The 26,105-nt window shown below is 57.2% G+C and carries 27 protein-coding genes; 16 read left to right on the forward strand and 11 right to left on the reverse strand.

Features of this window, described 5'->3' with window-relative positions:
• Positions 1–132: 132 nt before the first annotated feature.
• From thiL to nrdR, 7 genes are all read right to left on the reverse strand, one after another.
• Positions 133–1,092 carry a thiamine-phosphate kinase gene (gene thiL, locus EQV93_RS03245; RefSeq protein ID WP_240890863.1) on the reverse strand — a complete coding sequence of 320 codons (960 nt, stop codon included), beginning with the start codon at positions 1,090–1,092 and terminating at the stop codon, positions 133–135.
• A 15-nt stretch (positions 1,093–1,107) separates the two neighbouring features.
• Positions 1,108–1,608 (reverse strand): transcription antitermination factor NusB, encoded by a 501-nt coding sequence (gene nusB / locus EQV93_RS03250; protein WP_240890864.1) that lies wholly within the window; start codon positions 1,606–1,608, stop codon positions 1,108–1,110.
• Complete coding sequence (ribH, locus tag EQV93_RS03255) at positions 1,605–2,081, reverse strand: 6,7-dimethyl-8-ribityllumazine synthase (RefSeq protein ID WP_003444275.1); 477 nt, start codon at positions 2,079–2,081, stop codon at positions 1,605–1,607. Before ribH ends, nusB begins: the two co-directional genes overlap by 4 nt.
• 91 nt (positions 2,082–2,172) lie before the next feature.
• Positions 2,173–3,264 (reverse strand): bifunctional 3,4-dihydroxy-2-butanone-4-phosphate synthase/GTP cyclohydrolase II, encoded by a 1,092-nt coding sequence (ribBA, locus tag EQV93_RS03260; RefSeq protein ID WP_122782052.1) that lies wholly within the window; start codon positions 3,262–3,264, stop codon positions 2,173–2,175.
• 15 nt (positions 3,265–3,279) lie between these two features.
• Positions 3,280–3,942, reverse strand: coding sequence for a riboflavin synthase (locus EQV93_RS03265; protein WP_122782053.1), 663 nt, complete (start codon positions 3,940–3,942; stop codon positions 3,280–3,282).
• 46 nt (positions 3,943–3,988) lie between these two features.
• The gene (ribD, locus tag EQV93_RS03270) at positions 3,989–5,122 is read right to left on the reverse strand and encodes a bifunctional diaminohydroxyphosphoribosylaminopyrimidine deaminase/5-amino-6-(5-phosphoribosylamino)uracil reductase RibD (RefSeq protein ID WP_240890865.1); all 1,134 of its coding nucleotides are present in this window, start codon (positions 5,120–5,122) and stop codon (positions 3,989–3,991) included.
• Positions 5,119–5,583 (reverse strand): transcriptional regulator NrdR, encoded by a 465-nt coding sequence (gene nrdR, locus EQV93_RS03275; RefSeq protein ID WP_167654236.1) that lies wholly within the window; start codon positions 5,581–5,583, stop codon positions 5,119–5,121. The genes ribD and nrdR overlap by 4 nt, the downstream gene beginning before the upstream one ends.
• Positions 5,584–5,722: 139 nt before the next feature.
• On the opposite strand from nrdR, the gene EQV93_RS03280 reads away from it, so the two are divergent.
• A complete protein-coding gene (locus EQV93_RS03280; RefSeq protein WP_240890866.1) occupies positions 5,723–6,172 on the forward strand; it encodes a hypothetical protein in 450 nt (149 codons plus the stop codon).
• Between the two features lie 60 nt (positions 6,173–6,232).
• Entirely contained in the window at positions 6,233–7,108 is an 876-nt protein-coding gene (trxA, locus tag EQV93_RS03285) for a thioredoxin (protein WP_240890867.1), read from the forward strand.
• 156 nt (positions 7,109–7,264) lie between these two features.
• On the opposite strand, the gene EQV93_RS03290 is transcribed toward trxA, so the two are convergent.
• A complete protein-coding gene (locus EQV93_RS03290; RefSeq protein WP_240890868.1) occupies positions 7,265–7,624 on the reverse strand; it encodes a hypothetical protein in 360 nt (119 codons plus the stop codon).
• Between the two features lie 133 nt (positions 7,625–7,757).
• Here EQV93_RS03290 and EQV93_RS03295 point away from each other — a divergent pair, with 133 nt between their 5' ends.
• The 5 genes from EQV93_RS03295 to EQV93_RS03315 all read left to right on the forward strand — a co-directional run bounded on the left by EQV93_RS03295 (position 7,758) and on the right by EQV93_RS03315 (position 11,919).
• Positions 7,758–8,321 carry a DUF2796 domain-containing protein gene (locus EQV93_RS03295; protein WP_240890869.1) on the forward strand — a complete coding sequence of 188 codons (564 nt, stop codon included), beginning with the start codon at positions 7,758–7,760 and terminating at the stop codon, positions 8,319–8,321.
• Between the two features lie 78 nt (positions 8,322–8,399).
• Complete coding sequence (locus EQV93_RS03300) at positions 8,400–9,110, forward strand: ABC transporter ATP-binding protein (RefSeq protein WP_146426562.1); 711 nt, start codon at positions 8,400–8,402, stop codon at positions 9,108–9,110.
• Between the two features lies 1 nt (position 9,111).
• Complete coding sequence (locus tag EQV93_RS03305; RefSeq protein ID WP_122782060.1) at positions 9,112–10,377, forward strand: ABC transporter permease; 1,266 nt, start codon at positions 9,112–9,114, stop codon at positions 10,375–10,377.
• Between the two features lie 10 nt (positions 10,378–10,387).
• A complete protein-coding gene (locus tag EQV93_RS03310; protein WP_240890870.1) occupies positions 10,388–10,915 on the forward strand; it encodes a DUF3299 domain-containing protein in 528 nt (175 codons plus the stop codon).
• 305 nt (positions 10,916–11,220) lie between these two features.
• Entirely contained in the window at positions 11,221–11,919 is a 699-nt protein-coding gene (locus tag EQV93_RS03315; RefSeq protein ID WP_122782062.1) for an OmpW/AlkL family protein, read from the forward strand.
• A 58-nt stretch (positions 11,920–11,977) separates the two neighbouring features.
• Here the strand turns inward: EQV93_RS03315 and EQV93_RS03320 are convergent, their stop codons facing one another.
• From EQV93_RS03320 to EQV93_RS03330, 3 genes are all read right to left on the reverse strand, one after another.
• Complete coding sequence (locus EQV93_RS03320; protein ID WP_240890871.1) at positions 11,978–12,907, reverse strand: NAD-dependent epimerase/dehydratase family protein; 930 nt, start codon at positions 12,905–12,907, stop codon at positions 11,978–11,980.
• Positions 12,900–13,784, reverse strand: a complete 885-nt coding sequence (locus tag EQV93_RS03325) for a sugar nucleotide-binding protein (RefSeq protein WP_146384538.1) — start codon at positions 13,782–13,784, stop codon at positions 12,900–12,902. Before EQV93_RS03325 ends, EQV93_RS03320 begins: the two co-directional genes overlap by 8 nt.
• Before the next feature lie 134 nt (positions 13,785–13,918).
• Positions 13,919–16,042, reverse strand: a complete 2,124-nt coding sequence (locus EQV93_RS03330) for a mechanosensitive ion channel family protein (protein ID WP_240890872.1) — start codon at positions 16,040–16,042, stop codon at positions 13,919–13,921.
• A gap of 674 nt (positions 16,043–16,716) precedes the next feature.
• Between EQV93_RS03330 and EQV93_RS03335 the strand changes: the two genes are divergently transcribed.
• From EQV93_RS03335 to EQV93_RS03375, 9 genes are all read left to right on the forward strand, one after another.
• The gene (locus EQV93_RS03335; RefSeq protein WP_240890897.1) at positions 16,717–18,444 is read left to right on the forward strand and encodes an AMP-binding protein; all 1,728 of its coding nucleotides are present in this window, start codon (positions 16,717–16,719) and stop codon (positions 18,442–18,444) included.
• A 227-nt stretch (positions 18,445–18,671) separates the two neighbouring features.
• Entirely contained in the window at positions 18,672–19,601 is a 930-nt protein-coding gene (locus tag EQV93_RS03340; protein ID WP_240890873.1) for a hypothetical protein, read from the forward strand.
• A 27-nt stretch (positions 19,602–19,628) separates the two neighbouring features.
• A complete protein-coding gene (locus tag EQV93_RS03345) occupies positions 19,629–19,880 on the forward strand; it encodes an acyl carrier protein (protein ID WP_122782068.1) in 252 nt (83 codons plus the stop codon).
• 31 nt (positions 19,881–19,911) lie between these two features.
• Positions 19,912–20,790 (forward strand): hypothetical protein, encoded by an 879-nt coding sequence (locus EQV93_RS03350; protein ID WP_240890874.1) that lies wholly within the window; start codon positions 19,912–19,914, stop codon positions 20,788–20,790.
• Positions 20,790–21,359 carry a hypothetical protein gene (locus EQV93_RS03355; RefSeq protein WP_122782069.1) on the forward strand — a complete coding sequence of 190 codons (570 nt, stop codon included), beginning with the start codon at positions 20,790–20,792 and terminating at the stop codon, positions 21,357–21,359. The genes EQV93_RS03350 and EQV93_RS03355 overlap by 1 nt, the downstream gene beginning before the upstream one ends.
• Before the next feature lie 2 nt (positions 21,360–21,361).
• Positions 21,362–22,351, forward strand: coding sequence for a ferritin-like domain-containing protein (locus EQV93_RS03360; RefSeq protein ID WP_122782070.1), 990 nt, complete (start codon positions 21,362–21,364; stop codon positions 22,349–22,351).
• Positions 22,352–22,364: 13 nt separating this feature from the next.
• A complete protein-coding gene (locus EQV93_RS03365; protein ID WP_122782071.1) occupies positions 22,365–23,342 on the forward strand; it encodes a 3-oxoacyl-ACP synthase in 978 nt (325 codons plus the stop codon).
• A gap of 1 nt (position 23,343) precedes the next feature.
• The gene (locus EQV93_RS03370; RefSeq protein ID WP_240890875.1) at positions 23,344–24,519 is read left to right on the forward strand and encodes a PLP-dependent decarboxylase; all 1,176 of its coding nucleotides are present in this window, start codon (positions 23,344–23,346) and stop codon (positions 24,517–24,519) included.
• Positions 24,520–24,529: 10 nt separating this feature from the next.
• Positions 24,530–26,104 (forward strand): acyl-CoA ligase (AMP-forming), exosortase A system-associated, encoded by a 1,575-nt coding sequence (locus tag EQV93_RS03375; RefSeq protein ID WP_240890876.1) that lies wholly within the window; start codon positions 24,530–24,532, stop codon positions 26,102–26,104.
• Position 26,105: the final 1 nt, after the last annotated feature.

Consider the following 26,105-nt stretch of genomic DNA (forward strand, 5'->3'; position numbering starts at 1 on the left):
TGCCGTAGGCTGCGTCCGGCGGCGCAGCCGTCGCAAAATCAGCGGGCGCGGGCTATCAATTAAATCGAGTACTCTGATTTTACGATCGCTGCGCAATCGATCGCAGCCTGCGGCAGCTGCTACGGGAGCCAATCAAACGCCGAAGTGCTGGTAACCACGCGTTGTCGGGGTGATGTCCTGACCTTCGTCATCCAGCAGCCTCACACCCTGCCCTTCAACAACACGGCCGATCACATGAATCGGCCAGCCATCGGCCAGCAAGGTCGGCAGCTCTAGCGCAGGCAAGGTGAACGCCAACACATAATCGTCACCGCCGCTTAACGCCGCTAGTTGCGCGCCGCTAACGCCCAGAAACTCTTGCAGCGCCAGCGAAACCGGCACTCGGTCCAGGTCAATGACCAAGCCCACCCGCGACGCTGTCGCGATATGGCCGCAGTCTGCAAGCAAGCCATCGGAAATATCCAGTGCCGAGGTGGCTTTGCCACGCAGCGCCTGGCCAAGTGCCAGCTGCGGTTGGGGCGACCAGTAGTGCGCCAGCAGCGGCTCGCTGATCAACGGCGCAGCCGTACGCTGACCCAACACCAGAGGCAAAGCGCCTGCGGCATTGCCCAACTCACCGCCCACGCACAGCAAATCCCCAGGGCGAGCGCCGCTACGCTTCAGCGCATGACCATTGGGAACACGGCCAAAAACCGTCAGCGTCAGGCACAGCGGCCCGCGCGTGGTATCGCCGCCGATAAGCTGCAAGCCACAGTGTTGCGCCATCCTATTCAAACCACGGGCAAACGCTTGCAACCAATCGGCTTGAACCGTGGGTAACGTCAGGGCAAGGGTAAACGCCAGGGGTGTTGCGCCCATGGCCGCCAAGTCACTGGCCGCCACTGCCAGCGAACGCTGACCGAGCAAGAAAGGGTCGCATGGATCTGCGAAGTGCACCCCGGCAACCAGGGTGTCGGTGGAAATCGCTAGCTGTTCCCCGTGGGGAACATCCAGCAGGGCGCAGTCGTCGCCGATGCCCAGAGCAACCCCTACGCCGCCCTGCGCACACGGCGCAGCAGCGAAGAAGTTGCGGATCAGCTCAAACTCGCCCATGGCCGACAGCGCTATTTAGCGCTTGTAAGCCTTTACTTCGGCTTCACGCAGACGTGGCGCCAGTTTGTCGAGCACACCGTTGACGAACTTGTGGCCGTCGGTGGAACCGAATACTTTGGCCAGCTCGATGCCTTCGTTGATCACAACGCGGTAAGGCACGTCGACACGCTTGAGCAGTTCCCAGGTAGACAGGCGCAGCACCGACAACTCAACCGGATCGAGTTCTTCGATGGTGATGTCCAGGCAAGGCGTCAAAGCCGCATCAATCTCGCCTTTGTTCGCAGGCACGCCATGCAGGATTTCACGGAAGTACGCAGCGTCAACGTCGGTGAAATCGTTATCGACGCGGAATTGCGCTTCGATTTCGTTCAGGGACTGTTTAGCCATGTGCCACTGGTACAGGGCTTGAGTCGCCAACTGACGCGCTTCACGGCGCTTGGCACTCTTGGAAGGTTTGCCAGCGTCCGCAGGTTTCGGGTCGCGCGGGTTGAAACGATCGCTTTCGTCGGAAATCACTTGGCCTCCAACTGTGCCAACAGGCTAACCATTTCAAGGGCGGACAAGGCAGCTTCTGCGCCTTTGTTGCCGGCTTTGGTGCCGGAGCGCTCGATGGCTTGTTCAATCGAGTCAACGGTCAGCACGCCGAAGGCAACCGGTACGCCGAACTGCATGGACACTTGAGACAAGCCCTTGGTGCACTCGCCTGCAACGTATTCGAAGTGCGGAGTACCGCCACGGATTACAGCGCCCAAGGCGATGATGGCGGCGAATTCGTTGCGCTGGGCAACTTTTTGCGCAACCAGCGGGATTTCAAACGCGCCCGGAGCACGGATGATGGTGATGTCGCTTTCGTTCACACCGTGGCGAACCAGGGCATCAACGGCACCACTCACCAGGCTTTCGACGACGAAGCTGTTGAAACGGCCGACTACTAGCGCGTAGCGACCTTTGGGGGCGATGAAGGTACCTTCGATGGTCTTCAGGGTCATTCGGTATGTCTCGTATTAAAGAGCCAGAGCGCACTTGCGTGCGCTCTTTAAGGATATTGGGCCACGAATTCGGACTGGACACGACCGGTCTTTATTCGGAGGGCACGTATTCTACAACTTCCAGATCGAAACCGGATATGGCATTGAACTTCATTGGTGAACTCATCAGGCGCATTTTTCGCACGCCCAGGTCACGCAGGATCTGTGAACCGGCACCGACGATGCTGTACGTGGTCGGTTTTTTGGCCGGCACCGCGTCTGCGGTTTCACGTATATGAGCCAGCAATACGTCGCCATCCAAGGGGTGCCCCAGCAACAGCACTACACCGCTGCCCGCCTCTGCCACCGCGCTCATGGCCGCGCGCAGGCTCCAGCGGCCCGGCTGCTTGACCATTAACAGGTCACGCAAAGGGTCCATGTTGTGCACACGCACCAACGTCGGCTCTTCTGCGCTGATCTTGCCCAGGGTCAGTGCCATGTGCACATCGCCTTCAACTGAATCACGATAGGTCACCAGGTTGAATTGGCCCAGTTCGCTGTCCAGTGGCTGCTCGGCAATCCGCTGAACGGTACGTTCGTGAATCATGCGGTAGTGGATCAGGTCGGCAATGGTGCCGATCTTGATGCCGTGTTCGGCAGCAAAAAGTTCCAGTTCCGGGCGACGGGCCATGGTGCCGTCGTCGTTCATCACTTCACAAATGACGCCGCTTGGCTCAAAACCGGCCATACGGGCCAGGTCGCAAGCCGCCTCGGTGTGACCTGCACGGGCAAGGGTGCCACCGGCTTGGGCCATCAACGGGAAAATATGACCAGGGCTGACGATGTCTTCAGCTTTGGCGTCTTTGGCCGCAGCCGCCTGTACGGTGCGCGCACGGTCCGCCGCCGAAATGCCGGTGGTCACACCTGTCGCCGCTTCGATTGACACCGTGAACTTGGTGCCAAAGCCGGAGCCATTGCGCGGAGCCATCAACGGCAGCTTCAGCAGCTCGCAGCGTTCACGGCTCATCGGCATGCAGATCAGACCACGGGCAAACCGCGCCATGAAGTTAATATGCTCGGCCTGACAGCACTCGGCTGCCATGATCAGGTCGCCTTCGTTCTCACGGTCTTCGTCATCCATAAGGATGACCATCTTGCCTTGGCGGATGTCTTCAACCAGTTCTTCGATGCTGTTGAGCGCCACGCGGCACCCCCTTAATCAGGATTTGAGATAGCCGTTGGCGGCCAGAAAACTTTCGCTGATGCCACCCGAGGTTGGCTCGGCGGCTTTATCGCCCAGCAACAAGCGTTCCAGGTAACGCGCCAACAAATCAACTTCGAGGTTCACCCGGCGGCCCGGACGGTAGTCGTCCATGATGGTTTCGCTCAGGGTATGCGGAATGATCGTCAGCGAGAACTCGGCGCCATTGACCGAGTTCACGGTCAGGCTGGTGCCGTCGACGGTGATCGAGCCTTTATGGGCAATGTATTTGGCCAGTTCTTTCGGGGCACGAATCACGAATTCAATGGCGCGGGCGTTCTCTTCACGGGAGATCACTTCGCCGACGCCATCCACATGACCGCTCACCAGATGACCGCCCAGACGCGTGGTTGGGGTCAGGGCTTTTTCCAGATTGACCCGGCTGCCGCTTTTCAATTCGTTGAACGCGGTGCAATCAAGCGTTTCGCGACTGACATCCGCCGCAAATCCGTTACCCGGCAGCTCAACGGCAGTCAGGCACACGCCATTGATCGCGATGCTGTCACCGAGTTTGACGTCGCTCAGGTCGAGCTTGCCGGTGTCTACAGAAACACGCACATCACCGCCTTTAGGGGTCAGTGCGCGGATGGTGCCGATGGATTCGATGATGCCGGTAAACATGGCGTTCCCCTTGAGAACCAAGCCTGCATTAAACGGAGGCTGAGAATTATACGCTCGCTGATGGCACAGGTATGGCTGTGACTCTCCAGTCATCGCCTACTGCGCGCATATCTGTAATTTTAAGCAACACTGCTTCACTCATATGATTCAACGGCAGCTCAAGCAATGGCCGGGCGCTGGAACCCAAGAACTTGGCCGCGACAAAAATCTGGTATTCATCCACCAGACCTTGCTCGGCAAACGCGCCCGCCAGCCTTGGGCCGGCCTCGACCAGCACCTCGTTGACACCACGGGCGGCCAGCGCTTCCAACAGTTTGCGCAGGTCGACCTGGCCGTTGGCCCCGTGAATCACCAGGCATTCCGGCCCCGTGCGGTACTGTTCGGCAGGCGGCACACACGTGGCGACCAGCGCCGGCCCGGCCTTGAAGAACGGAGCATCCAGCGGCACCCGCAAACGCCCGTCAATCAACACCCGCAGCGGTGGACGGCTAAGCGCCAGCGCGGTCAGTTCAGGGCTCAAGCCCAGCTCAGGGCCTCGCACGGTCAGGCGAGCGCCATCGGCCAAAACGGTGTCTGCACCGGTCAACACCACACTGGCTTGCGCGCGCAAACGCTGAACCGCCGAGCGCGCAGCCGGGCCGGTAATCCATTGGCTTTCGCCATTGGCCATCGCGGTACGGCCATCCAGGCTCATTGCCATCTTGACCCGCACAAACGGCAGGCCGTGCTCCATACGCTTGAGAAAACCCGGATTCAACGCACGGGCTTCCTGCTCAAGCACGCCACAGCGCACGTCAATGCCCGCGTCTGACAAACGTTTCAGGCCACGTCCCGCGACATCCGGGTTGGGGTCTTGCATCGCCGCAACAACCCGTGCCACGCCCGCATTGACCAGTCCATCGGCACACGGCGGTGTGTGGCCGTGATGGCTGCACGGTTCAAGCGTAACGTATGCGGTGGCACCACGGGCCAACGCGCCCGCCGCTCGCAACGCGTGAACTTCGGCATGGGGCTCGCCCGTGCGCACGTGCCAGCCTTCGCCGACTATCTGCCCGTCGCGCACAATCACGCAACCGACACGCGGGTTAGGGTGTGTGGTGTACAGGCCATTGCGCGCCAATTCGATAGCGCGGGCCATGTAATGGCCGTCCAGGACGGCTTGTTCAGTGGATACGGTCATTTGGTTGAAGGCTCTCGGGCAAGGCGGTCGATCTCTTCACGGAACTCGTTAAGGTCCTGGAAGCGACGATACACAGAGGCGAAACGGATATAGGCCACTTCGTCGAGCTTTTGCAGCTCAGCCATGACCAACTCACCGACAACAAGGGATTTGACCTCGCGCTCACCCGTTGCACGCAACTTGCTTTTGATGTGAGCCAGGGCGGCTTCAAGACGCTCGACACTGACCGGGCGCTTTTCCAGCGCACGCTGCATGCCAGCACGCAGTTTTTCTTCGTCGAACGGCTGACGGCTGCCGTCTTGCTTGATCAGGCGGGGTAATACCAACTCAGCTGTTTCAAAGGTGGTGAAGCGCTCACCACAGGCCAGGCATTCACGCCGGCGACGCACCTGATCGCCCTCGGCAACCAGACGCGAGTCGATGACTTTAGTGTCGTTGGCACCGCAGAAGGGACAGTGCATGGTGGCAGCCAACAAAAATGGGGAGCGCCATGTTAGCGCATCCCACTGGCAAGACAAGTCATAGGCTTTACGGTATACAGTCCGCCGACTATGTTTCACACCATCTGTTACGCCGACTGACTTGCCGCTGGAGCCGTCTATGCCGCTACGAACGCTTGTTTTGCTGTGCCTCGCCAGTTTGCTGGTCGCGTGTAGCAGTGAACCGCCAAAACCCGTGCAGCCTCAGGTACTGATGGAGCCAGAGACTGACGCGCCAAAAGACCTGGGCCCGCTCCCGGCTTATCAGCGCGAGATCAGCGGCGTACTGACCGGCGTGCCGGCCGGTGCTGAAGTAGAACTGGCCATGCTGATCATTGATGAGCGCGGGCGTCCGCAAGGTTTGATGGCCAGCAGCAAGATCACCGGCAATAACCAGGCGCTGCCGTTCAAACTGCGTTTCAACCCTGAAGCCTTTCCTGCTGGGGCACGGGTTGAGCTGCGCGGGCGCGCCAGTCAGTCAGGGCAGTTGATCTTGCACCTGCCATCGCGAATTATCAGCCAGCCGTCGACGCAGGCCATGGGAACCTTGGCATTCGTCAAAGCCCCCTGAGCCTACCGTCCCGCTTTGCCCTTATAGTTGCCTTAATTTTTACCTGCTTTGAGACACAACATGAATCAGCCTACGCCTTCTTACAGCTTCGACGTGACCTCTGCTGACTTCGACAAACAGGTTGTCCAAGCGTCTTTTGACCAACCCGTACTGGTGGATTTCTGGGCCGAATGGTGCGCACCGTGCAAGGTGATGCTGCCCATCCTGGAACAGATTGCCGAGGACTATCAGGGCGAATTACTGCTGGCCAAGGTCAACTGTGACGTTGAGCAAGACATTGTTGGCCGTATCGGCATTCAAACCCTGCCGACCGTGGTGCTGTTTAAAGACGGCAAAGTGGTCGACGGTTTTCAGGATGCGCAACCCGAATCCGCGATTCGCACCATGCTCGCCCCCCATGTCGTGATGCCCGAGCCCGTCGAAGAAGACCCGATGGTGCAAGCTGAAGCGTTATTTGCCGAGAGCCGTTTTGCTGACGCCGAAACGGCGCTTAAAAGCATCCTGACCGAGGACAACACCAACGCCAAAGCGCTGATTCTGTATGGCCGTTGTCTGGCCGAGCGTGGCGAACTGACAGAAGCGCAAGGCGTGCTGGACGCTGTCAAAAGTGACGAACATAAAGCTGAACTGGCAGGCGCAAAAGCGCAAGTAACCTTCCTGCGCCAGGCCGCAGACTTGCCGGATGTGGCTGACTTGAAAGCCCGCATTGCGCAAAACCCGCAGGATGACGAAGCCGCGTATCAATTGGCAATCCAGCAATTGGCCCGCCAGCAATACGAAGCTGCACTGGATGGCTTGTTGAAACTGTTTACCCGCAACCGCAGCTACAACGAAGGCCTCCCCCACAAGACCTTGTTGCAAGTATTCGACCTGCTGGGCAACGATCATCCGCTCGTCACCACTTATCGCCGCAAGCTGTTCGCGGCGCTGTACTAAACCCACCGCCACGTAGCAGCTGAGGAGCGAAGCGAGGCTGCGTCCGGCGGCGAAGCCGTCGCAAAACCAGACACCTGCTGCGTGTCAGGTCAATCAAGCATTCCGGGTTTACGACCGCTTCGCGCTCGAACGCAGCCTCGCTACGCTCCTCAGCGGCTACAAAATTGAGGGTCCCTGGTCGACCCAGCTATAAATCGGTGAGTCAGCACCGCTGACCACCTTCACTTCGGCGCAATGGCGCAAGCGCACCAATAAGCGCTTGCCAGCGCCGACGCTGCCAGTCAGGGCTTCAAGCTGGCCTAATAACTCAGGCCCGGAGATTGACCCGGCTTTGCGCAACACGTCTTTGGTGGTTTCCCAGACTGCATCGTCCTGACTCACAGGCTGGGTTGGCACCGTGCTGGTCGGCGCTTCGCTCACGTGCAACTGCGCCCCTAGTCTTGCCCAATCGCTGTCATCCAGCTCAACCGTCAAATCCACCGGCCAGTCGCCGATCATTCCGCGAATACGCACCATCAACGCTGCTCCAAAAGTTTCATGAAGGCATGCTCCCATGCGACTTGCTTAACGCCAAGCAGACAGGCAAACTCCCGCCAACATTGTTATAAGATCACATAACAATTTATTCATCATTCAGCTGGAGTCCGCCATGCGCCGTTTGCTTCTTACCTTGCCGTTTGCTTTGTTACCACTGGCCATGGCGCATGCCGCCGACGCGCATGATCACGACCATGAACACGGCAGTTTGCCCCCCCATGAGCATGGAGTAGGCAGTTTAAACGTCGCGCTGGACGGCCAAACGCTGGAGCTGGATCTCGACGGGCCCTCGATGAACCTGGTGGGATTCGAGCACGTCGCGACCACTGACGCTGACAAGGCCAAGGTTGCCTCGGCTCAACAGCAACTGGAAAATCCGCTCGTGCTGTTCAGCATTCCAAAGGCCGCTGGCTGCACCGCCGATGCTCAAGAATTGAAGAGCCCACTCTTTGAGCCAGCACCGGAAGAAGGCGCAGTCAAAGGTGAGCATCATCACAGCGATATCGAAGCGCATTACGCCTTCACGTGCAGCCAGCCGGACGCATTGAAGACGCTGGATCTGGCTCAGTTTTTCATGACTTTCCCCGGCACTCATACAATCAAGGTACAACTGATCGGCAGTACAGGGCAGCAATCGGTAGAAGCAACACCCAAAGCGCCAACGTTGAAGTTTTAAGCAAAAGCGCAGGTGCCGTCGCGGCCACAGGCTGCGACGACATAATGTTTACCCCATTGCAGGCGACAGTCTTTACCCATGACCCAAGCGCTTATCGAACTCGCCAACTTAAGCTTCAGCTGGCCGGGACAACCCGTGTTGCTGGATATTCCGACCTTTCGCCTGGAACCGGGTGAAACCCTGTTTCTCAAAGGCCCGAGCGGCAGCGGCAAAACCACCTTACTGGGCTTGCTGGGCGGTGTGCAAAAAGCCAACAAAGGAACCATTCGGTTACTGGGCCAGGAGTTGAGTGAACTCGGCTCAGGCGCTCGTGATCGTTTCCGGGTCGACCACACGGGCTATATCTTTCAGCAATTCAATTTGCTGCCATTTTTGTCGGTACGTGAGAACGTCGAACTGCCTTGCCACTTTTCCAAACTGCGCGCCAGCCGCGCCGTGCAACGGCACGGCAGCGTGGGCAACGCCGCGCAAACCCTACTGGCACATTTGGGCCTTAAAGATCCGGCCCTGCTGGAGCGGCGTGCGGATTCACTGTCCATCGGTCAGCAGCAACGGGTTGCAGCCGCCCGGGCACTGATTGGTCAGCCGGAACTGGTCATCGCGGATGAACCCACATCCGCCCTCGACGCCGATGCCCGTGAAGCATTTATCCAGTTACTGTTTGCCGAGTGCCGGGATGCGGGCGCCAGCTTGCTGTTCGTCAGTCATGATCAAAGCCTGGCGCCGTTGTTTGACCGTAACCTGTCGTTGTCTGAACTCAATCGCGCCGCCACACAGGCAGAGGTCTGAGATGTATTTGTTTCGTCTTGCCATGGCCAGCCTGGCTAACCGCCGTTTCACCGCGCTGCTGACCGCCTTCGCCATTGCCCTGTCGGTCTGCCTGCTGCTGGCCGTGGAGCGTGTGCGCACCGAAGCTCGCGCCAGCTTCGCCAGCACCATCAGCGGCACCGACCTGATTGTCGGCGCCCGCTCCGGCTCAGTTAATTTGCTGCTGTATTCAGTGTTTCGCATTGGCAATGCCACCAACAACATTCGTTGGGACAGCTTTGAACACTTCGCCAATAACCCTAAGGTGAAATGGGCAATCCCCATGTCACTGGGTGATTCACACCGTGGCTATCGGGTGATGGGCACCAGCGAGGCCTATTTCGAGCACTATCAATACGGTCATCGGCAAAATCTCGAACTGGCCGCTGGACGGCCCTTTGCCACCGACCCTTTTGAGGTGGTGCTGGGTGCCGAAGTGGCTGAAGCCCTGCATTACAAGCTGGGCGACAAGCTGGTACTGGCCCACGGCGTGGCGGCCATCAGCCTGGTCAAACATGATGACAAGCCGTTTACCGTGGTCGGGATTCTCAAACGTACCGGCACGCCGGTCGACCGCACGCTGCATATCAGTCTGGGGGGCATGGAAGCGATTCATATCGATTGGCATAACGGTGTGCCCGCCCGAGGCGCCGGGCGTGTCACTGCGGATCAGGCGCGCAATATGGACCTGACACCGCAAGCCATCACAGCGTTTATGCTGGGCCTTAACAGTAAAATTTCGACCTTTGCCTTGCAGCGTGAAATCAATGATTTCCGTGGTGAACCGATGATGGCTATCTTGCCCGGCGTGGCCCTGCAAGAGCTTTGGAGCTTGATGAGCACTGCTGAAAAAGCACTGTTTGTGGTGTCTTTGTTTGTGGTGTTAACCGGCTTGATCGGCATGCTGACCGCGATTTTGACCAGCCTCAACGAACGCCGTCGTGAGATGGCGATTTTGCGCTCCGTCGGCGCCCGACCTTGGCATATCGCCACTTTATTGGTGTTCGAGGCCTTGGCTTTGGCCTTGGCCGGCGTGGTGGCGGGGGTTGGCTTGCTGTATGTGTGCATCGCCGTGGCTCAAGGCTATGTGCAATCAAACTACGGGTTATATTTGCCGCTGTCCTGGCCAACTGAATATGAATGGACACTGCTCGGCGGTATTCTGGCGGCCGCCCTGTTGATGGGCTGCGTGCCGGCATGGCGCGCCTACCGACAATCGCTGGCCGATGGTCTGTCCATTCGTTTATGAGTCCGGTTATATGAAGACGTCTGCTCTGTCTCGCGCATTGCTTGCCCTCGTGCTGGTGGTGGTGGCTACACCCTTGTGGGCGGCTGAGCCCAAGGAGCTGACCTGGTCGGAAATGATCCCGCCGGACGCCCCGGCCGAGGTGCCAGACATGGCGCCGATGCATGACTTGTCACAGATGGGCGACATGGAGGCCGCTCCGGCGGCCAAACAGGACTTGCCCAATGCGCCGGTGGTGACATCCCTGAACGGCCAATTGATTCGCTTGCCGGGGTATATCGTTCCGCTTGAAGTCAATGAAGCGGGGCGCACAACCGAGTTCTTGCTGGTGCCTTACTTTGGCGCCTGCATTCATGTGCCGCCTCCGCCGTCGAACCAGATCGTGCATGTGACCAGCAAGGAAGGGGTTCAGGTCGATGAGCTGTATCAGCCCTACTGGATCGTCGGCGCCTTGCAGGTCAAAGCCAGCACTAGCGAATTGGCAGACGCGGGTTATCAGATGGATGCGCAGAAGATCGTTGTGTATGAGTTGCCTGAATAACTCAAATCCCCTCACCCCAACCCTCTCCCATAGGGAGAGGGGGCTTGACCGGGGGGTTGCGCCGACCCGCTTTTGACTTAACTCTCCCTCTACCTATAAGAAAGTGCTTGATAGGCGGTGTTGCACCCAACCGCTTTTGACTTTAGTCCCCTCTCCCTTTGGGAGAGGGCTAGGGTGAGGGTATGCGGTTAACTTTTAACGAATTTTTCACAACTTTGCCCATTCATTGAGCTGGGTCAACGGAAGCTCATCTTTCGCTCATTACCATTGGTTATATAAATTTTAAACATCCCAATGGAGCTCCAATGCACAAGTCCTTGCTCAGCGCCGCAGCCCTTGCGCTCGCTGTCGTCGCACCGCTTGCCCAAGCACACACGGAAGGCGACATCATCCTGCGGGCCGGTGCCATCACGGTTAACCCGAAAGCCGACAGCTCCAGCGTCAAGGTTGATCAGGGTCCGCTGGCAGGGGCAGATCTGGGTGGCAAGGCGACCATGAGCAGCGACACGCAGCTGGGTCTCAACTTTGCGTACATGATCACCGACCATGTCGGTATCGAGTTGCTGGCGGCCACGCCGTTTGAGCACGACGTCAAGCTGAAGGGCACCGGCCTGGCTGCGGCCAACGGTAAATTGGGCAGCCTCAAGCACTTGCCTCCGACCCTGAGCGTTGTGTACTACCCGCTGGACCCTAAATCAGTATTCCAGCCTTACGTCGGTGCCGGCATCAACTACACCTGGATCTACGACGAACACGTCGGCAGCAGCGCCAGCGCAGCAGGCTTTGACAACTTCAAGGCGAAAAACTCGTGGGGCCTGGCCTGGCAGATCGGTGCGGACTATATGCTGACCGATAACATCATGATCAACGCCCAGGCGCGTTATATCGATATCGATACCCGCGCGACGGTAGAAAACAACGCCGTGGCACCCGGCACGCGCGCCAAGGTCAACGTAGACGTGGACCCATTCGTTTACATGGTCGGCATTGGTTACAAGTTTTAACTAAGCAGCAAGAAAAAAGGCGCCTTATAAAGGCGCCTTTTTTATGACCGAGAGGTTATTAACGACCGAGCAAACGGGCCAACCCTTCGCTCATGGGCGTGATTTCACCCAGTGTAAAACGCTGCAACAGACGGGTGTTGTCAGCCCGCGAATGCCGGATGTCGCCGGAGCGGGCCGGGCCATAGCTGATCGGTGGCAACTCTCCCACCACACCGCTCAACGCCTGCAGCATTTGGTTGAGGGTGGTGGCTTGGTTCAAACCCACGTTGACCGCACCTTCCTCAACCTCTGTGGCCTCGATGGCTTGCATCAGAATGTTGACCAGATCGCCTACGTACAAGAAGTCGCGCGTTTGCTCCCCGTCGCCAAAAATGGTGATGGGCAAACCCTTTACCGCGCGCTCACTGAAAATGCTGATCACACCCGAGTAAGGCGAAGACGGATCCTGGCGCGGCCCGAAGATGTTGAAGAGGCGAAAAATCACCGGCTCCAGGCCATGCTGGCGGCGGTAGAAATTCAGATAGTGCTCACTGGCCAGCTTGTCCGATGCATAAGGTGTCAGCGGTGCCTTGGGCGTGTCTTCAGCGATCGACTCGCCCTCGCCGTTATTGCCGTAGACAGCCGCACTGGACGCAAAGACAACCCGCTTGACCCCAGTCTCGCGCATGGCCTCGCAGACGTTCAGCGTGCCGATGAAATTACTTTGATGAGTACGTACAGGGTCGTCTACCGAGGCTTGAACCGAAGCAACTGCCGCCAGATGAACGACTGCGCTGCAACCGTTCATGGCCTTGAGGACCAATGCCGCGTCCGCTACGTCACCTTCGATTAGCTCGACCTTGGGGTTGTCCAGCGGCAGGTTGCTGCGTTTACCGGTGGATAAGTCATCGAGAATCCGAACGGCGTAGCCTTTGGCCAACAATGCATCGACCAGATTGGAACCAATGAATCCGGCTCCGCCAGTGACTAAAACGGGTGCATCAACCATGACGATAAAACCTGTCAAGTAAAGTCGGGAGCGCCGCACGCCAGGCGCGGGGCTTGATTCCGAAAGTGTGTAGAATTTTTTTACAGGCCAGTACGGCATGTTGCGGCTCTTGAGCCGCGTCCGGGCACGCTGCATGAGCCTGCGGCGTGGGACTTTCGATGGCCAGTGGGTGCAAGTTGCGCGCTTCGGTCAAGATCGCCTGCCCCAGCGCCAGCGGCGTTGTCGCCTCATGCCCCGCGTAGTGATAGGTGCCCCAAAGCGGAGCCGCACAATCGAGCTGTTTAAGCACAGAAATAATCACTCGGGCAGCATCATCTACTGGCGTAGGGTTACCGCGGCGATCATCGGCCAGAAACACTTCGCCCGGCTTTTCAGCCTGAGCAAGAAAGCGCCCCAGCGTGCCATCGGGACTGTCATCGAGCAGCCAGCCAAAGCGCAGCAAAACGTGTTGAGGGCAAATGGCCCTTACGCTTTGCTCAATGCGCCACAACGCCTGACCGCGCAACCCCAGCGGGACAGGCTCGTCCTTTTCGCTATAGGCAGTTGCCCGCGAGCCATCGAACACGCGATAGCTGGAGGGTTGCAACAAAATGATGTTGTGATGCTGGCACAGTTCGGCCAAACGTTCGACAGAGCGCTCCTGAGCCGCAAGACGAGTCTCGTCCACTGCCCGCGCCTGGAACCAATCGAAATAGTAGGCAAGGTTGATCACCGCATCTGGACGGGTGTCATCAAGCAGTTGTGTGAGGCTTGCAGCGTCCCAGCCGTCTTGCGGCGGACGCGGGGCGAGGAAATTGATGTCTTCCTCGGCACCCTGACGGATCAGCGCCTGCCCGAGAGCATTTCCGCCGCCCAGTAACATAAGGCGCATTCGCATAGATTGTGCAGGCTCAGTCTATTCAAAAGGGTGATATATACCAGAAACCAACCTCGCAAACCGTTGGTCATGATCAACAATTACGCATTTTGCGGGTTTATCCGCCTGTCGTCACTGACAAACTGCGCCGCGTCTCAATGACCCTCATTGAGGCTACCGGGTAGGTCAGCCAGGAGTACCGAGGAGCGCGCTTGCCCAGCCACGGGTGCCGCGCCCTCCCCCGACTCCCGAACAGGCAGTAAAAAACCCTGTGGATAATGTTGCGCAAAGTGCACATCATCCGATTTATCCACAAGCTTTTTAAGCCGGCCATTGAACGCACGGCTCACCGTGTTTTGCGCCCCAGACACGGTTCGGAACTGCGCTGTAATTGTCACCCCATCAAGCGTCATGCTATCGACCCCGAAGATGGTCAATGTGCCCTGCAAGCTGAGGCTCAGTATAGGGTCATTGCTAATCTGCTGACCCGCTTCACGGATCAGATCTGTCGCTTTATCCATGTCGGTGTCATACGTGAACTGCACGGTAAAGAAGGCGTAAGCGAATTGCCTGGAATGGTTGATGACCGCCTTGATCTGCCCAAAGGGTACGGAATGAACAAAACCCCTGGAGTCACGCAGACGCAAAGTCCGGATGGTCAGCCCCTCCACCGTGCCAGCATGGGTTGAATCGACCACCACCCAGTCACCGACCGAGATGGTGTCTTCAATAATGATGAACAGACCCGTAATCACGTCCTGTACCAATTGCTGGGAGCCAAAGCCTATGGCCAAGCCGATGACGCCCGCACCGGCCAGAAAAGGAGCCACATTGACACCCAGATTGGCCATGGTGGTGATGGTGCAGACCACCACCAAAATGACTTTGATCGCGTTGCGCATCAAAGGCAGGATGGTTTTGATGCGGGTGCTGGGCTCACGGGTTCCACGTCGATTGGCGGGCGGTTGCAACGCCTGTTGAATGGCGGTATCGAGCACCACCCAAGCCAGCCACGTCACCAACAAAATCAACAGAATATGGCCTAACGAATCACTGATGACCTTCCCTGTGCGGCTGTCCGAGGCAAAAGCCCACAGCGAAAAACCCCAGATCTGCGCCAGCAGTTCGATAAACGTCACGCTCAAGGCGATTCGCAGCACCGCGTATACCACGGTCATCAACCGCGCCTTATAGGCACCTGCATGCTCGGTGTTGGTCGTAAATGAGTGATGAAAGATCGTGCTCAGGAAAACAGTGCCGATCAACAATGCAGAGGTCAGCAGGGCGTTTCGCAAAGCGCGCTCGCTGCCCTCACCCACACCCAGCAAGTTGAATGCTGACACCAACAGCATCAGCAAAATAGGCCAGTACCACAGCACTGAAAAGATGCGCAGGGATTCCTGCAGCGCCGGCTGCCCTATGCGTTGCGCCAACGCACGGTTACGTATGAGGTGGGCCACGGGTCGACGCAGCCTGATCACCAGAAAAGCAAAGACCGTGCAGGCCAGCAATCCCGTCAGCACCGATACACAGCTCGCGAGGTTTTCGCCGATTTGAGCGGCCGTTTGAGCACTGCTCATGGCATCGCTGAACGCGGCAAAAAAGCCGATCAGAAACAACGGACGCACCGCATACCGCTCAATGATCGCCACCGCTCGACGCTTGTGGCCTATATAGAACATCGCACTCAACGACAGAACCAGCGCGGCACAAAACACGCCGCCGCTGCTGCTGTAAGCGAAACTGAGCGCCAGCGAGCGACTGAGGGAGTCTTGTATAAGACGACTGGCATACAACGTGATGCTCAGGCTGATAAACGAGGGCAGCAGGTAAGGCAGCAGATAACCCAGAAGCTTTTGCACCCTCGGTCTTATCGTAATATCGCGGCGTTTGCACACATGATGCGCAACCAACCGACCGCCCAGCATCAAGGCAATAAAAACGCCAAACCAAATAGCCGACAACAGGAAAAAGTCGCCTGCTGTACTCCAATCCGGGCGGCTCGATGCTTGCTCTAGCAGCACCCCGGCTTCGTTGGCGGCACGCTCGATACGCAAACGCCACACGTCCAGCAGACTCAAGCTCAGTCCAAGTTTTTCTTGAACCTCATCCATCCCCGCACCTAGCGCCCCGAGCAGGCCACCGTCGACCAGCACGGGAGGTTTACCATCTCGCTCCTCGGCCTTCATTACAGAGGCCAGAGTAGGTGCTGCTTGAAGCATGCCGTTGCCTGAGAGCAACAGTACGAGGAAGACAATGACTGCTTTGAATTTGGACAAACCCGCGGGCCTCCTTCACATCCTTGAAAAACAAACCGTAACGAATTGACGAGGCTCGATACAGGGCGCGTCGATACGTTCGATCAAGTGCAGCGTAGTCAATGACACGTCAGGCGCCAGAAATAATCGGCTATGGCCTGCCTTGCGTTGCCACCAACCAATACACGACCCGACAAAATGTGTAACCCGAAGAGCAAGGTATAACAACTGCCATAAACACCAAACGAAGAATAGAATGCTTGAACACTGAAGAACGTGACCCTTATTAAAATACTTAGGCAACGCGTATAAACGACAACTTTAAAACCCGGTTTATTCTGCATCAACCCAAAGACATGACCGCGCCTACGCACAAGAACAAATAGCCGACATGTATTACAAAAACAAACAGCGACCTCTATCGCCTAAATACAAAACTTCCAATTCAATCCACCAAATGTTTAGAAACTTAAACAACTCTAACACCCACTTAAAAAACCGGCATTAACGCAAAGCGCAGCAAACATGAAAGATGATGAAAGTTTCAGTCGACATATTTACAAACACTATTTCATACCTTAGAGTCACTCGCACCGGGCACTACAGGTTTGCAGGCTCATTCGAACGTTGTATTGAATTTTTAATATTTCACAAACTTGTTTGATTGACTTCCCGGAGATCATCAATTGGAAACAATGATCGATGCTATTGTGTGCGCCTTGGAAAACCCACAGCACAGCGCACTGCGAGAAATTACTGTCATAGAAGAGAACGGGGAAGAAAAAAGCATTTCATATGCGACGTTGGCACAACAAGCGTTGGCGGTTTCTTCAGCCCTGACCGAATTGGGTGTTGTTCGTAATGACCTGGTTATTCTTGCCCTGCCTGCATCTATCGATCACTTGTTGCTATTGACTGGGTGCGTTCTGATAGGCGCCTTGCCTTGCACAGTCGCATTGCCTGGAAGATTAATGGCAGACTCACCGCGCAACCAGATATATGTTGCCTGTCAGTTATTTGCACCGCGCCTGCTGATCGCATCCGAAAGCAACGCACCCGCACTTCAGAGTTTGCTTGCTCAAATGCCTGTACGTGTGATCTCGAGCGCAGAAGTGAGAGTCGCGGCCAGCGCAGGTTTTCCAAGCCGCCTGGAACGCTGCCAAGCGGACAGCGGCCATCATGTGCAACTGACCTCGGGCTCGACCGGTCGCCCCAAGGCAGCCATCCTGAGTCATCGCAATGTCATCGCCAATGTGCGCGGTATCGGCGGTGTCGTTGGCTACAGTGCCGACCGCGGCGACGCCTCCGCTTCCTGGCTGCCGCTGCATCACGACATGGGCCTGGTGACACTATTGTCGAACCTGTATTACCAGGCACCTCTGCTCTTGATGCAGCCGGCCAGTTTTATTCGCAACCCGCTTGGCTGGCTCAAACGCATGTCCAGCTTTGGCACAACCACCACGGCTGCGCCGACGTTCGCCCTGCAGTATTGCATTCGCCGTTACCGCGAAGCGTCAATGAAAGATGTCGATCTAAGCAAGTTGCGCAATATCTTTGTCGGCGCCGAAAGGGTCGATGAAGTCTGCCTGAGGGACTTTGCACAGACATTCTCGCCCCACGGTCTTTCACGTTCTGCGCTGCAACCCTGTTACGGCATGGCGGAATCGACGCTGGCGGTGACCATGCATAATACGAACTTTAATTACGATGAGCAGGCGCTCTCTTACGTGATTTCTGACCGTATCGACTCCGGCTCGGTGATTGACCATTGGCAAGCACGCCGCGCCGACGATAACAGCCGCAGGGTAGAAACCGTACTGTCGATGGGTCGGCCGATTAGCGGGATGCAAGTAGCGGTAAGGGCCTTGGACAATTCCGACGCTAAAGACCGCGAAGTGGGTGAAATTTTCATACGTGGGACTTCTGTCATGTCCGGCTATTTGCCCGCCGAAGGCCAGACCGAGCATTACCAAAGCGGCGACTGGTTTGCGACCGGGGATATAGGCTATCGAGTGGATGAACACTTATTTGTACTCGGGCGCAAGAAAGAACTCATCATCATCCGTGGCAGTAATTATTTCCCCCATGAAATTGAAGACGTCATTGCCTTACACCCTTTATTGGCAAGCGGGGGTAATGCAATAGCAGCCTTCGGTATCTACGACGAGGCACAGAGAACCGAGAGCCTGGCCATTCTGGTTGAGCTTGACGCCAAGCAGAACCAACTGGAACTGCGCACCCAACTTCAAAACCAGTTGCGCGACAAGTTTGGATTTGGCGCCCATGCCATTAACTTCGTCCCCCCCGGAAGTTTGCCACGCACGACCAGCAATAAACTCAAGCGCCTGGAGTGTCGAACTATTTATCTGCAAACCGTAGTGAACAATAACGACAAGACCGATATAGCGCAGCTTGTGAGTTAACGACTAACCACGCCAGTTACATCCAAACGCTGACGCACTGCAACTTAAATACTGGATCACTCACTATGCACACTTTGACGCAAGGTGGGGAGACGGGTTCGTCACGCCATTCATTATTGAATGTGTGTGCACAACCGGTTCTTCACCGCTTATCTATATATGGCGAACTTCCTGCTCAGTTGATCCAGATCATTTCGCGCGCTTGCGTGCGACTGATGGATTCCGACATGTTGATTTCGCAGACGATGCACAACTTTGAGTCTGCCGAGCAATTAAACCGGCCCTCGGTGGCCCTGTCACAGCCGACCCATGAGTTGGAATCTATTCTGGAACGCATTCAGCAAGAAGGGCTGGCGTTGCACTATCGATCATTCATGCAGAACTTCGCCCATTTGTTTTCGCTGTTCCTGACGCCGGATCAATATGAACGGGCACGCGCCAGCATTGATGCCGGCAGCGCCCTGCGTTTCCTGATGAGTGATGCCGGCGGCCCTACACTCACTAGCTGGCGCACTGTCGCCCAGCCGGAAGGTGATGGTTTCAAGCTGCACATCGACAAGGTCTGGGGCATGTACGCCAACCTTGATGGCATGGCAATTGTTGCCGCCCGCACGCCTGGCTCGTTTTTCCCGTCGGCCTTTCTGGTCTGGCCCGAGCAATACAAGACACTCAAGCGAAGCCTCTGCGGCGAACCCTTTCTCGGCGATGTCGTGCAGCTGGGGAACGTCAAGGGCACGGTGCAGGTTTCCCAAGAGGATCGCCTCAAAGTGGGCGGCCCGGCGGTACTCAATAAATACCTGACAACGGTACGGCCTTTTCTGGTGCGCGCACTGATGGCCCATGTTGACTGGCTGGCAAGTCAAGGGCGCCTCGAACTGACGCCGGACGAACGCGCTTCACGCGACTTCATTGCCGCCGCCGCCCGCACCAAGACGCTCGCAGACCGCTACGAGAGCGAAGACGTGCACCGCGTGCTGGCACTGAAACTCGCCTCAAACGAACTGCTTTTGCATCTGGTCAGCCGTGGCGCCGTGGCGAGCTTTCTCGACCAGCGTGACCTGCTGGCGTTTACCAAAATGGAAGGCAGTTCTTACCGCTGTTATCACGAATTGCGCGCCAGCATGCGCGTGGCCAAGCCTGTATCCACCTCCCTTTAAACCGCTCTAACTCAAAGAGAAACAACTATGACTACGACGACTGAAAGCCTCAACACTCTGGAACTTCTGAAGAAGGAAGCCGCCAAGATCCTCAATATCGAAAGCGTTGATACCCATGTCGGCTTGGGCGAGCTGGGTATCGATTCACTCAATGTGGTTGAGCTGATCGTCTATTGCGAACAGCTCTACGGATCCATTGATCCTGAGCAACTCAACATCACGCAGTACACCACCCTGGAGCAAATCGACACGCAGTTGCATCAGCAACAAGTCGCTTGATCGCCAGCCACCCTCATACCAGAAGCTCACCATGTCGAACTCGCAGCCCTTAGCATCAACGCCGTCGCTTGGCACCGTCCCGGCTTTCAGGGTCCATACGGTCGCTTACCGGCGCACAGAAACGCCCTTTGTGGCGTCCCAGGTCAGCCTGGAGGATGCAGCGTTGATGCTGGGGCAGTGGGTAGGCGATGAGGCTTGCCGTCATGCAAGCGCCGCAGGCCCTATCGACGACTACGTGGTGAGTTCTACCGTGCTGTCACAGTTTTTGGCTGACGGTTCGCCACATGCACGCTATTTCCAGGATGAGATAGCCACCCAATACGGGCGCCGCCCTGACTGGATAACCAACGCCTATGAGTGCACTGGCTGGGGTTTCATCCTGCGTTACATGCAGAAGAAGGCGCAGTTCAATGGTCGTCGCAGGCTGTTGCTGCAGATTGTCGATACGGACATCCACAATTTTACTTACTGGTTAGGCAACAACCGGTGGGGGAAATCCGGTTTTGGCATCTGCACGTTAGTGATTGACGTGATCCCAGAGGCCCAAAATATGCTGCTCATCGGCACTTCAAGCCAGGCGAATGCGCTGCTGCAATTAGGAAGAAACCTGCGCAGTTTCACCGAAAGCCGACCTGGTTTAGGCATCGCGGTACCGTTTTTCCCAGAGATGTCGCGCCGCGCACTGTTCAAGTGCTTCGACACTGCTTGCGTGCATGCCGACCACTATCAACGATTCGGTCATTCCTTCGGCAGCGACCCCTGGCTTTCGCTACTGGGCGAGCTTGGCGCGGGTTCAGCACACCCCGGCAGCGACTGCATCGTTTCTTCGCTGGCAATGAATGGCTATTTCTCGATTGCCCAGATAACGCTCGCACCCGATCTGCACTATGCATTGGAAGGTGAAATGTGATGAGCGCGCAAACCTGTTCCCTGCTGTTGCAGCGCAACCCGGATCACCACTTGGCGATCCCTTGTTCGGCTCGCAACCTGCCTCTGTTCGAAACGCAAGACTATGCACGCCGAAGTGTGTACGCACACGACAATCCAACGCCGGTACTGGTCAACAACCAACAGTACTACACCCTGCTGTCCACGCTGGCCCGGCGCATTTGGGATAACTGCGGTGAACAAACGCTGCTCTTTGCGCAAGTACGCATGCCTTCCATCGACCTTGCCTTGCCAAAAAACCTGCTCGATCCACGCGTGACGATGGGCGCTCATTTATGCAATGAGGCCTTGTTCTGGGCGCGCCAGATACAGACGCCGGTGGTCTGGATCAGCGCCGAACAGATCCGGCGCGACCTGTGGGACGGCGGCGATAACCTCCTGCACATTGCAGCCTGGAATACCGCACAAACGCCCGCCATCACCCAGTGGTTCTTACCCGACCTGGACTACCTCGCCGCACAGGTGTGCCCATCACCTGAGCATGAGCCGTTCACGACCTCTCAACCGACACGCACGCACGTACAGGGGTGATCATGCAAACAGAGCACAAACAGACAGTGGATGATGGCGAGCCGATCAAGTGGAATTTCTCGGTCGAGGCTTACATGTCTCAGACCTACGATTTCAGCGATGACAGCTTGAATGCGCTGTACCAGAAAACCAAGGCCAACCAATGGGATGTCAACACCGACATCGATTGGAGCTACGAGCTCAATCCAGACAATCCACTGGGCATGCCGGACGGCACATTGCTGATCTACGGCACCGATGTCTGGAACAAGATGAATGAACAAAACCGAGCCGAGATTCGCCATCACTCCCAAGGCTGGACCCTGTCACAGGTCCTGCACGGTGAACAGGCTGCCCTGATTTGCGCATCGAAACTGGCAGTGGCCGAAGAAAGCCTCTCGGCCCGTCTGTGTGCCGCCGGGCAAATCATCGATGAAGCCCGTCACATTGAAGCATTCGGTCGCCTGGTGAATAACAAGCTGCCCATCAGCTACCCCATGAGCAAGGCGCTTAAAGGCCTGCTGCAAGACACCATTACCACCGACAAACTCGACATGACCAATCTGGGCATGCAAGTGCTGGTCGAGGGCATTGCGCTGTCACTGTTTCAAAGCATGGTCGCCTACACCAAGGACCCTTTCATCAAAGACTTGATGACTCGCATTCAGCGCGATGAAGCACGCCACTTCGCCATTGGCCGTATCACGCTGGGCAGCGTGTACAAGGAAATGAGCAGCACTGAACGCAAGGAACGCGAAGAGTTTGTAGTTGAAGGGGCTTACACCTTGTACGAACACCTGTGCGCCGACGACATATGGGAGCCGATGGGCTTATCCAAAAAAGAGTGCAGCCACCTGGTCAGGAGTTCGGAAGTGGCCAACTCCATGCGCCGTTCCATTTTCCGCCGGCTGGTGCCGACCATCCGTGAAATGGGTTTGCTGACGCCCCGTGTAAGCGATGCCTTTGAAAAGCTCAGAGTGCTGGACTACGCCGCCATGCCAATGCCGGCTTAACAGGAAGACAGACATGACGTCCCCAACTACCGCGGCAACACACAACTGCGCCCCCTACACGATCGGTATTGAAGCCGCCGCTTACGAACTGCCCGGCGAACGCCAGGACATCAATGACTGGGCTCAGCAATACAAGTTGCCAGCCGAGCGCATAGACATGATTCGCAATGCGGGTTGCCGTTATTTCCATGTGGCACCGGACATCGACGAGGTCGAGCTGGCAAAGCGCGCTGTCGCTCGCCTGCAAGAAGAACAAGGCTTCAAGGGCAGCGACATCGGTGCACTGATCCATGTGCATACCGGGCTCTTCAGCATACCGCCGGCGCCACGCAGTCTGCCCCTGGAAGTGGCCACGGCCTTCGGCATCAAGCCTATCTGGGCCGGCTCGATCGCACAGCTCAATTGCTCGTCGATCAGCGTCGCCATTCAGATGGCCAAGGCGTTGATGAATGTACATAGCCAATTGCACTCGGTGCTGATCGTGTCGTCCGACCGCGTCTTTATTGAACGCTACCGGGTGTTGCAGGCGAGCATATTAAGTGATGGCGCGGGGTGCTTGCTGGTGACCCGTAACAGCCGGCGTAACCGGGTCGGTGCAACGGCCGTGCGCAACTATGGCAGCTGGTACCTGGGCTCCGTGACCAATAACGCGGTGAAAAAGGAAATGTTCAATCTGGAGTGGCACTACACCCGCAAAGTCATGATGGAAGCCGTGGCCGACTGTGGCATGTCGCTAAGCGATTTTTCCTGCATTTTGCCTTACAACTCCAACCACTCTGGCTGGAACGCCTTTTGTAACGCCATGGCGATTCCTGCCTCCACGCTCTATAGCGACAACATCCTGAACAAGGGTCACTCCTTTGGCTCGGACCTGGCCATCAACCTTGCCGATATTGGCTTAAGCAAGGTCGATGCGGGGGCGCACCTGATGAACATAACGGAATCGGACAACGGTTCGTTTTCGGCCTTGACCCTTCATCCGGTGAATTGAAATGACCATGACCCCCGCCTTCTCTCCGGTCAGTGGCGACGCAGCAACGACCGACCCATGGCTGCTGAATCTGAAAACGCCGTGCTATGTACTCGACCCCACTGTCGTGATGACCCGTTACGCTGATTTACGCGAGCGGTTGGGTACACCGTTGATTGTGTCGCTCAAGGCCAACCCCAATCTGGATCTGTTGATCCGTTGCGGCCACGCGTTCGTCGACGGTGTTGAGCTGGCCAGCCAGGGTGAACTCGATATTGTGGCGGGTCGCATCAACACCCCCAAATACGTTAACAATCCGTCCATGGATGAAGATTTCATGCGTGCGGCCCTGGCATCTCGCTGCACGTTCATTATCGACAGCCTGGAGCAGGCGCAGAGACTGATTCGCGTCATCGGTAAACAGGCCCCGCCGCAAACGGTATTGCGCCTGAATGCGGGTCACCTGGTCGGCTCGGGCAAACAGTTGGCGGACCATTTCGGCATGAGTCGCAACGATGCTTTACTGGCGACGGTTGCATTGGCTCAGGCCAACGTGCCCATCGCAGGCCTGCATACCTTTGCGGGTTCCAATGCCTTTCACATCGATGACAAGGCTACCGATTCTGCCGCCCTTGCCTACGCGCTCGCTGCCTTTGCGCCGCAAATAGCACGCCTCACCGGCATGCCGGTTGAGTTTCTTAACGTCGGTGGAGGTTTCTCAGAGCACTTCCATAGCCAGACGCAGACGTTTGACGCTTATCGCCAGCGTATTGCACCGCTGCACAAAGACTTCAAGGTCATTCACGAGTCCGGACGCGGAGTCTTCGCTGGCGCAGGCACCTTCGTGACCCGCGTGCGTTCAGTCAAAGCACTGGGTGAACGCTACGTTGCAATCTGCGACGGTGGCCTGAGCCACAACTTCTTGCTGGCCAAAACTGAATCCATGTTGAAGAACTACGCGCAGCCGCGCCTGCTGCGGCGCCAGCAGGCGCCGACTGACGCGCCACTGTTGCCGACCCAGTTCGTGGGCAGTACTTGCAGCCGCGCCGACGTGATCGGCTGGCGCCATGACGTGTCGGCCCCGCCGAGCGTGGGCGACCTGGTGATCTTCGAGAACTGCGGCGCCTATAACCAGACCTACAGCGTCAGCGCTTTTCTCTCGCAAGGTCCGGCACACACCTATATCCACCAATCCTAGGGACGTCACCATGACCGCCCACATCAGTTTGTACGACCTTTTGCAGGACAGCGCCCACCAGCATGGCGACCGCCGTGCATTTGCGCAGGGCGCAAAGACAGTGACTTATTCAGAACTGCTGGAGGACGTGCGCCTGACCGCAAAGAGGCTGGCTTATAACGGCGTGCAAGCGGGCGATCGCGTCGCTGTCTATGCGGGCAAGCAGTACGAAACCATCGTCACGTTCCTGGCAATCAATGCCCGGGGTGCGATCCTGGTGCCCATCAACCCTCAACTCAAAGAGCAACAGGCACGCCACATCCTGCTGGACAGCGGTGCTCGCTTGCTCATCAGTACGGGCCCACGCCTCAGACGTATCGAGGCGGCGTTGACGGATATCGAACTCGATACCTGGTCACTGGAAAAACTACAGCCCGACAACTTGAACACGCCGCCCGATACGGCGCCTGTCAACCCACATAGCACCGTCACCGACAGTGACCCTGCTGCCATTTTGTACACCTCCGGCTCAACGGGACGACCCAAGGGCGTGGTGCTGTCGCAACGTAATCTGGTGTCGGGCGCCTATAGCGTCGCTCACTATCTGCGCTTGCAGGCCGATGACGTCATCCTGGGCATATTGCCCCTGAGCTTCGATGCCGGGCTTAGCCAGTTGACCACAGCGCTGGTCAGCGGTGCTTGCTACGCGCCGCTGGATTTCCTGCAAGCAGGCGAAGTCCCGACGTTCTGTGAAGCCCATGGCGTCACCGTGATTACCGGCGTGCCGCCACTGTGGATGCAACTGGCGTCCGTACAGTGGCCTCAACCTGCCGGCGCACGCATTCGCTGCTTTGCCAATACCGGCGGGCATATGCCTCCCCCTTTGCTGGAAAAACTCAAACGCGCATTTCCCAATGCGCTGCCCTACTTGATGTACGGCTTGACTGAGGCTTTCCGTTCGACCTACCTGCCGCCGGAAGCGGCCGTCACGCGGCCCGACTCCATCGGCAAGGCAGTGCCCAACGCCGATATTCGCGTGTTGCGCCCCAACGGCACTGAATGTGCTGCTGGAGAGCACGGAGAATTGGTGCACCGGGGGGCGTTCGTCACCCTCGGGTACTGGAATGACCCAGAACTGACCGCTCAACGCTTTCGTCCCTGGGTTCGCCCGGACCGGCAGATTTTGCGCACCGAAACAGCGGTCTGGTCGGGCGATATCGTCTACCGCGACCAAGACGATTATCTGTATTTCGTTGCGCGCAGCGACGACATGATCAAGACCTCCGGTTATCGCGTCAGCCCCACCGAAGTCGAAGAAGTCCTGTTTGCCCTGGATGAAGTGACCGAAGCGGCAGCGTTTGGTGTGCCGCACCCACAACTGGGCGAAGCCATCATCATCAGCCTGTTCGCCCACCCGCACCGACAGATCACGACCCCGGCACTGATCAAGCTATGCAGGGACAAACTGCCGACCTATATGGTGCCGCTGCATGTGTCCTTGCATGACTCGCCTTTACCGCGAAATCCGAACGGCAAGATCGACCGAAAGCAGCTTAAACAGCAGTTTTCCGAGTTTTTCTCCTCCCCACTTACGGTCACGGAATAGC

The sequence above is a fragment of the Pseudomonas sp. TMW22091 genome (assembly GCF_022496705.1).
GTDB classification, from domain to species: domain Bacteria; phylum Pseudomonadota; class Gammaproteobacteria; order Pseudomonadales; family Pseudomonadaceae; genus Aquipseudomonas; species Aquipseudomonas saxonica.

Bases quoted from the DNA above. Each gene is read 5' to 3' on its own strand.
- thiL (WP_240890863.1), bottom strand. From the start codon at position 1,092: ATGGGCGAGTTTGAGCTGATCCGCAACTTCTTCGCTGCTGCGCCGTGT.
- ribH (WP_003444275.1), bottom strand. From the start codon at position 2,081: ATGACCCTGAAGACCATCGAAGGTACCTTCATCGCCCCCAAAGGTCGC.
- EQV93_RS03265 (WP_122782053.1), bottom strand. From the start codon at position 3,942: ATGTTTACCGGCATCATCGAATCCATCGGCACCATCCGCGCACTGACC.
- ribD (WP_240890865.1), bottom strand. From the start codon at position 5,122: ATGACCGTATCCACTGAACAAGCCGTCCTGGACGGCCATTACATGGCC.
- nrdR (WP_167654236.1), bottom strand. From the start codon at position 5,583: ATGCACTGTCCCTTCTGCGGTGCCAACGACACTAAAGTCATCGACTCG.
- EQV93_RS03280 (WP_240890866.1), top strand. From the start codon at position 5,723: ATGCCGCTACGAACGCTTGTTTTGCTGTGCCTCGCCAGTTTGCTGGTC.
- trxA (WP_240890867.1), top strand. From the start codon at position 6,233: ATGAATCAGCCTACGCCTTCTTACAGCTTCGACGTGACCTCTGCTGAC.
- EQV93_RS03290 (WP_240890868.1), bottom strand. From the start codon at position 7,624: ATGGTGCGTATTCGCGGAATGATCGGCGACTGGCCGGTGGATTTGACG.
- EQV93_RS03295 (WP_240890869.1), top strand. From the start codon at position 7,758: ATGCGCCGTTTGCTTCTTACCTTGCCGTTTGCTTTGTTACCACTGGCC.
- EQV93_RS03300 (WP_146426562.1), top strand. From the start codon at position 8,400: ATGACCCAAGCGCTTATCGAACTCGCCAACTTAAGCTTCAGCTGGCCG.
- EQV93_RS03305 (WP_122782060.1), top strand. From the start codon at position 9,112: ATGTATTTGTTTCGTCTTGCCATGGCCAGCCTGGCTAACCGCCGTTTC.
- EQV93_RS03310 (WP_240890870.1), top strand. From the start codon at position 10,388: ATGAAGACGTCTGCTCTGTCTCGCGCATTGCTTGCCCTCGTGCTGGTG.
- EQV93_RS03315 (WP_122782062.1), top strand. From the start codon at position 11,221: ATGCACAAGTCCTTGCTCAGCGCCGCAGCCCTTGCGCTCGCTGTCGTC.
- EQV93_RS03320 (WP_240890871.1), bottom strand. From the start codon at position 12,907: ATGGTTGATGCACCCGTTTTAGTCACTGGCGGAGCCGGATTCATTGGT.
- EQV93_RS03325 (WP_146384538.1), bottom strand. From the start codon at position 13,784: ATGCGAATGCGCCTTATGTTACTGGGCGGCGGAAATGCTCTCGGGCAG.
- EQV93_RS03335 (WP_240890897.1), top strand. From the start codon at position 16,717: ATGATCGATGCTATTGTGTGCGCCTTGGAAAACCCACAGCACAGCGCA.
- EQV93_RS03340 (WP_240890873.1), top strand. From the start codon at position 18,672: ATGTTGATTTCGCAGACGATGCACAACTTTGAGTCTGCCGAGCAATTA.
- EQV93_RS03345 (WP_122782068.1), top strand. From the start codon at position 19,629: ATGACTACGACGACTGAAAGCCTCAACACTCTGGAACTTCTGAAGAAG.
- EQV93_RS03350 (WP_240890874.1), top strand. From the start codon at position 19,912: ATGTCGAACTCGCAGCCCTTAGCATCAACGCCGTCGCTTGGCACCGTC.
- EQV93_RS03355 (WP_122782069.1), top strand. From the start codon at position 20,790: ATGAGCGCGCAAACCTGTTCCCTGCTGTTGCAGCGCAACCCGGATCAC.
- EQV93_RS03360 (WP_122782070.1), top strand. From the start codon at position 21,362: ATGCAAACAGAGCACAAACAGACAGTGGATGATGGCGAGCCGATCAAG.
- EQV93_RS03365 (WP_122782071.1), top strand. From the start codon at position 22,365: ATGACGTCCCCAACTACCGCGGCAACACACAACTGCGCCCCCTACACG.
- EQV93_RS03370 (WP_240890875.1), top strand. From the start codon at position 23,344: ATGACCATGACCCCCGCCTTCTCTCCGGTCAGTGGCGACGCAGCAACG.
- EQV93_RS03375 (WP_240890876.1), top strand. From the start codon at position 24,530: ATGACCGCCCACATCAGTTTGTACGACCTTTTGCAGGACAGCGCCCAC.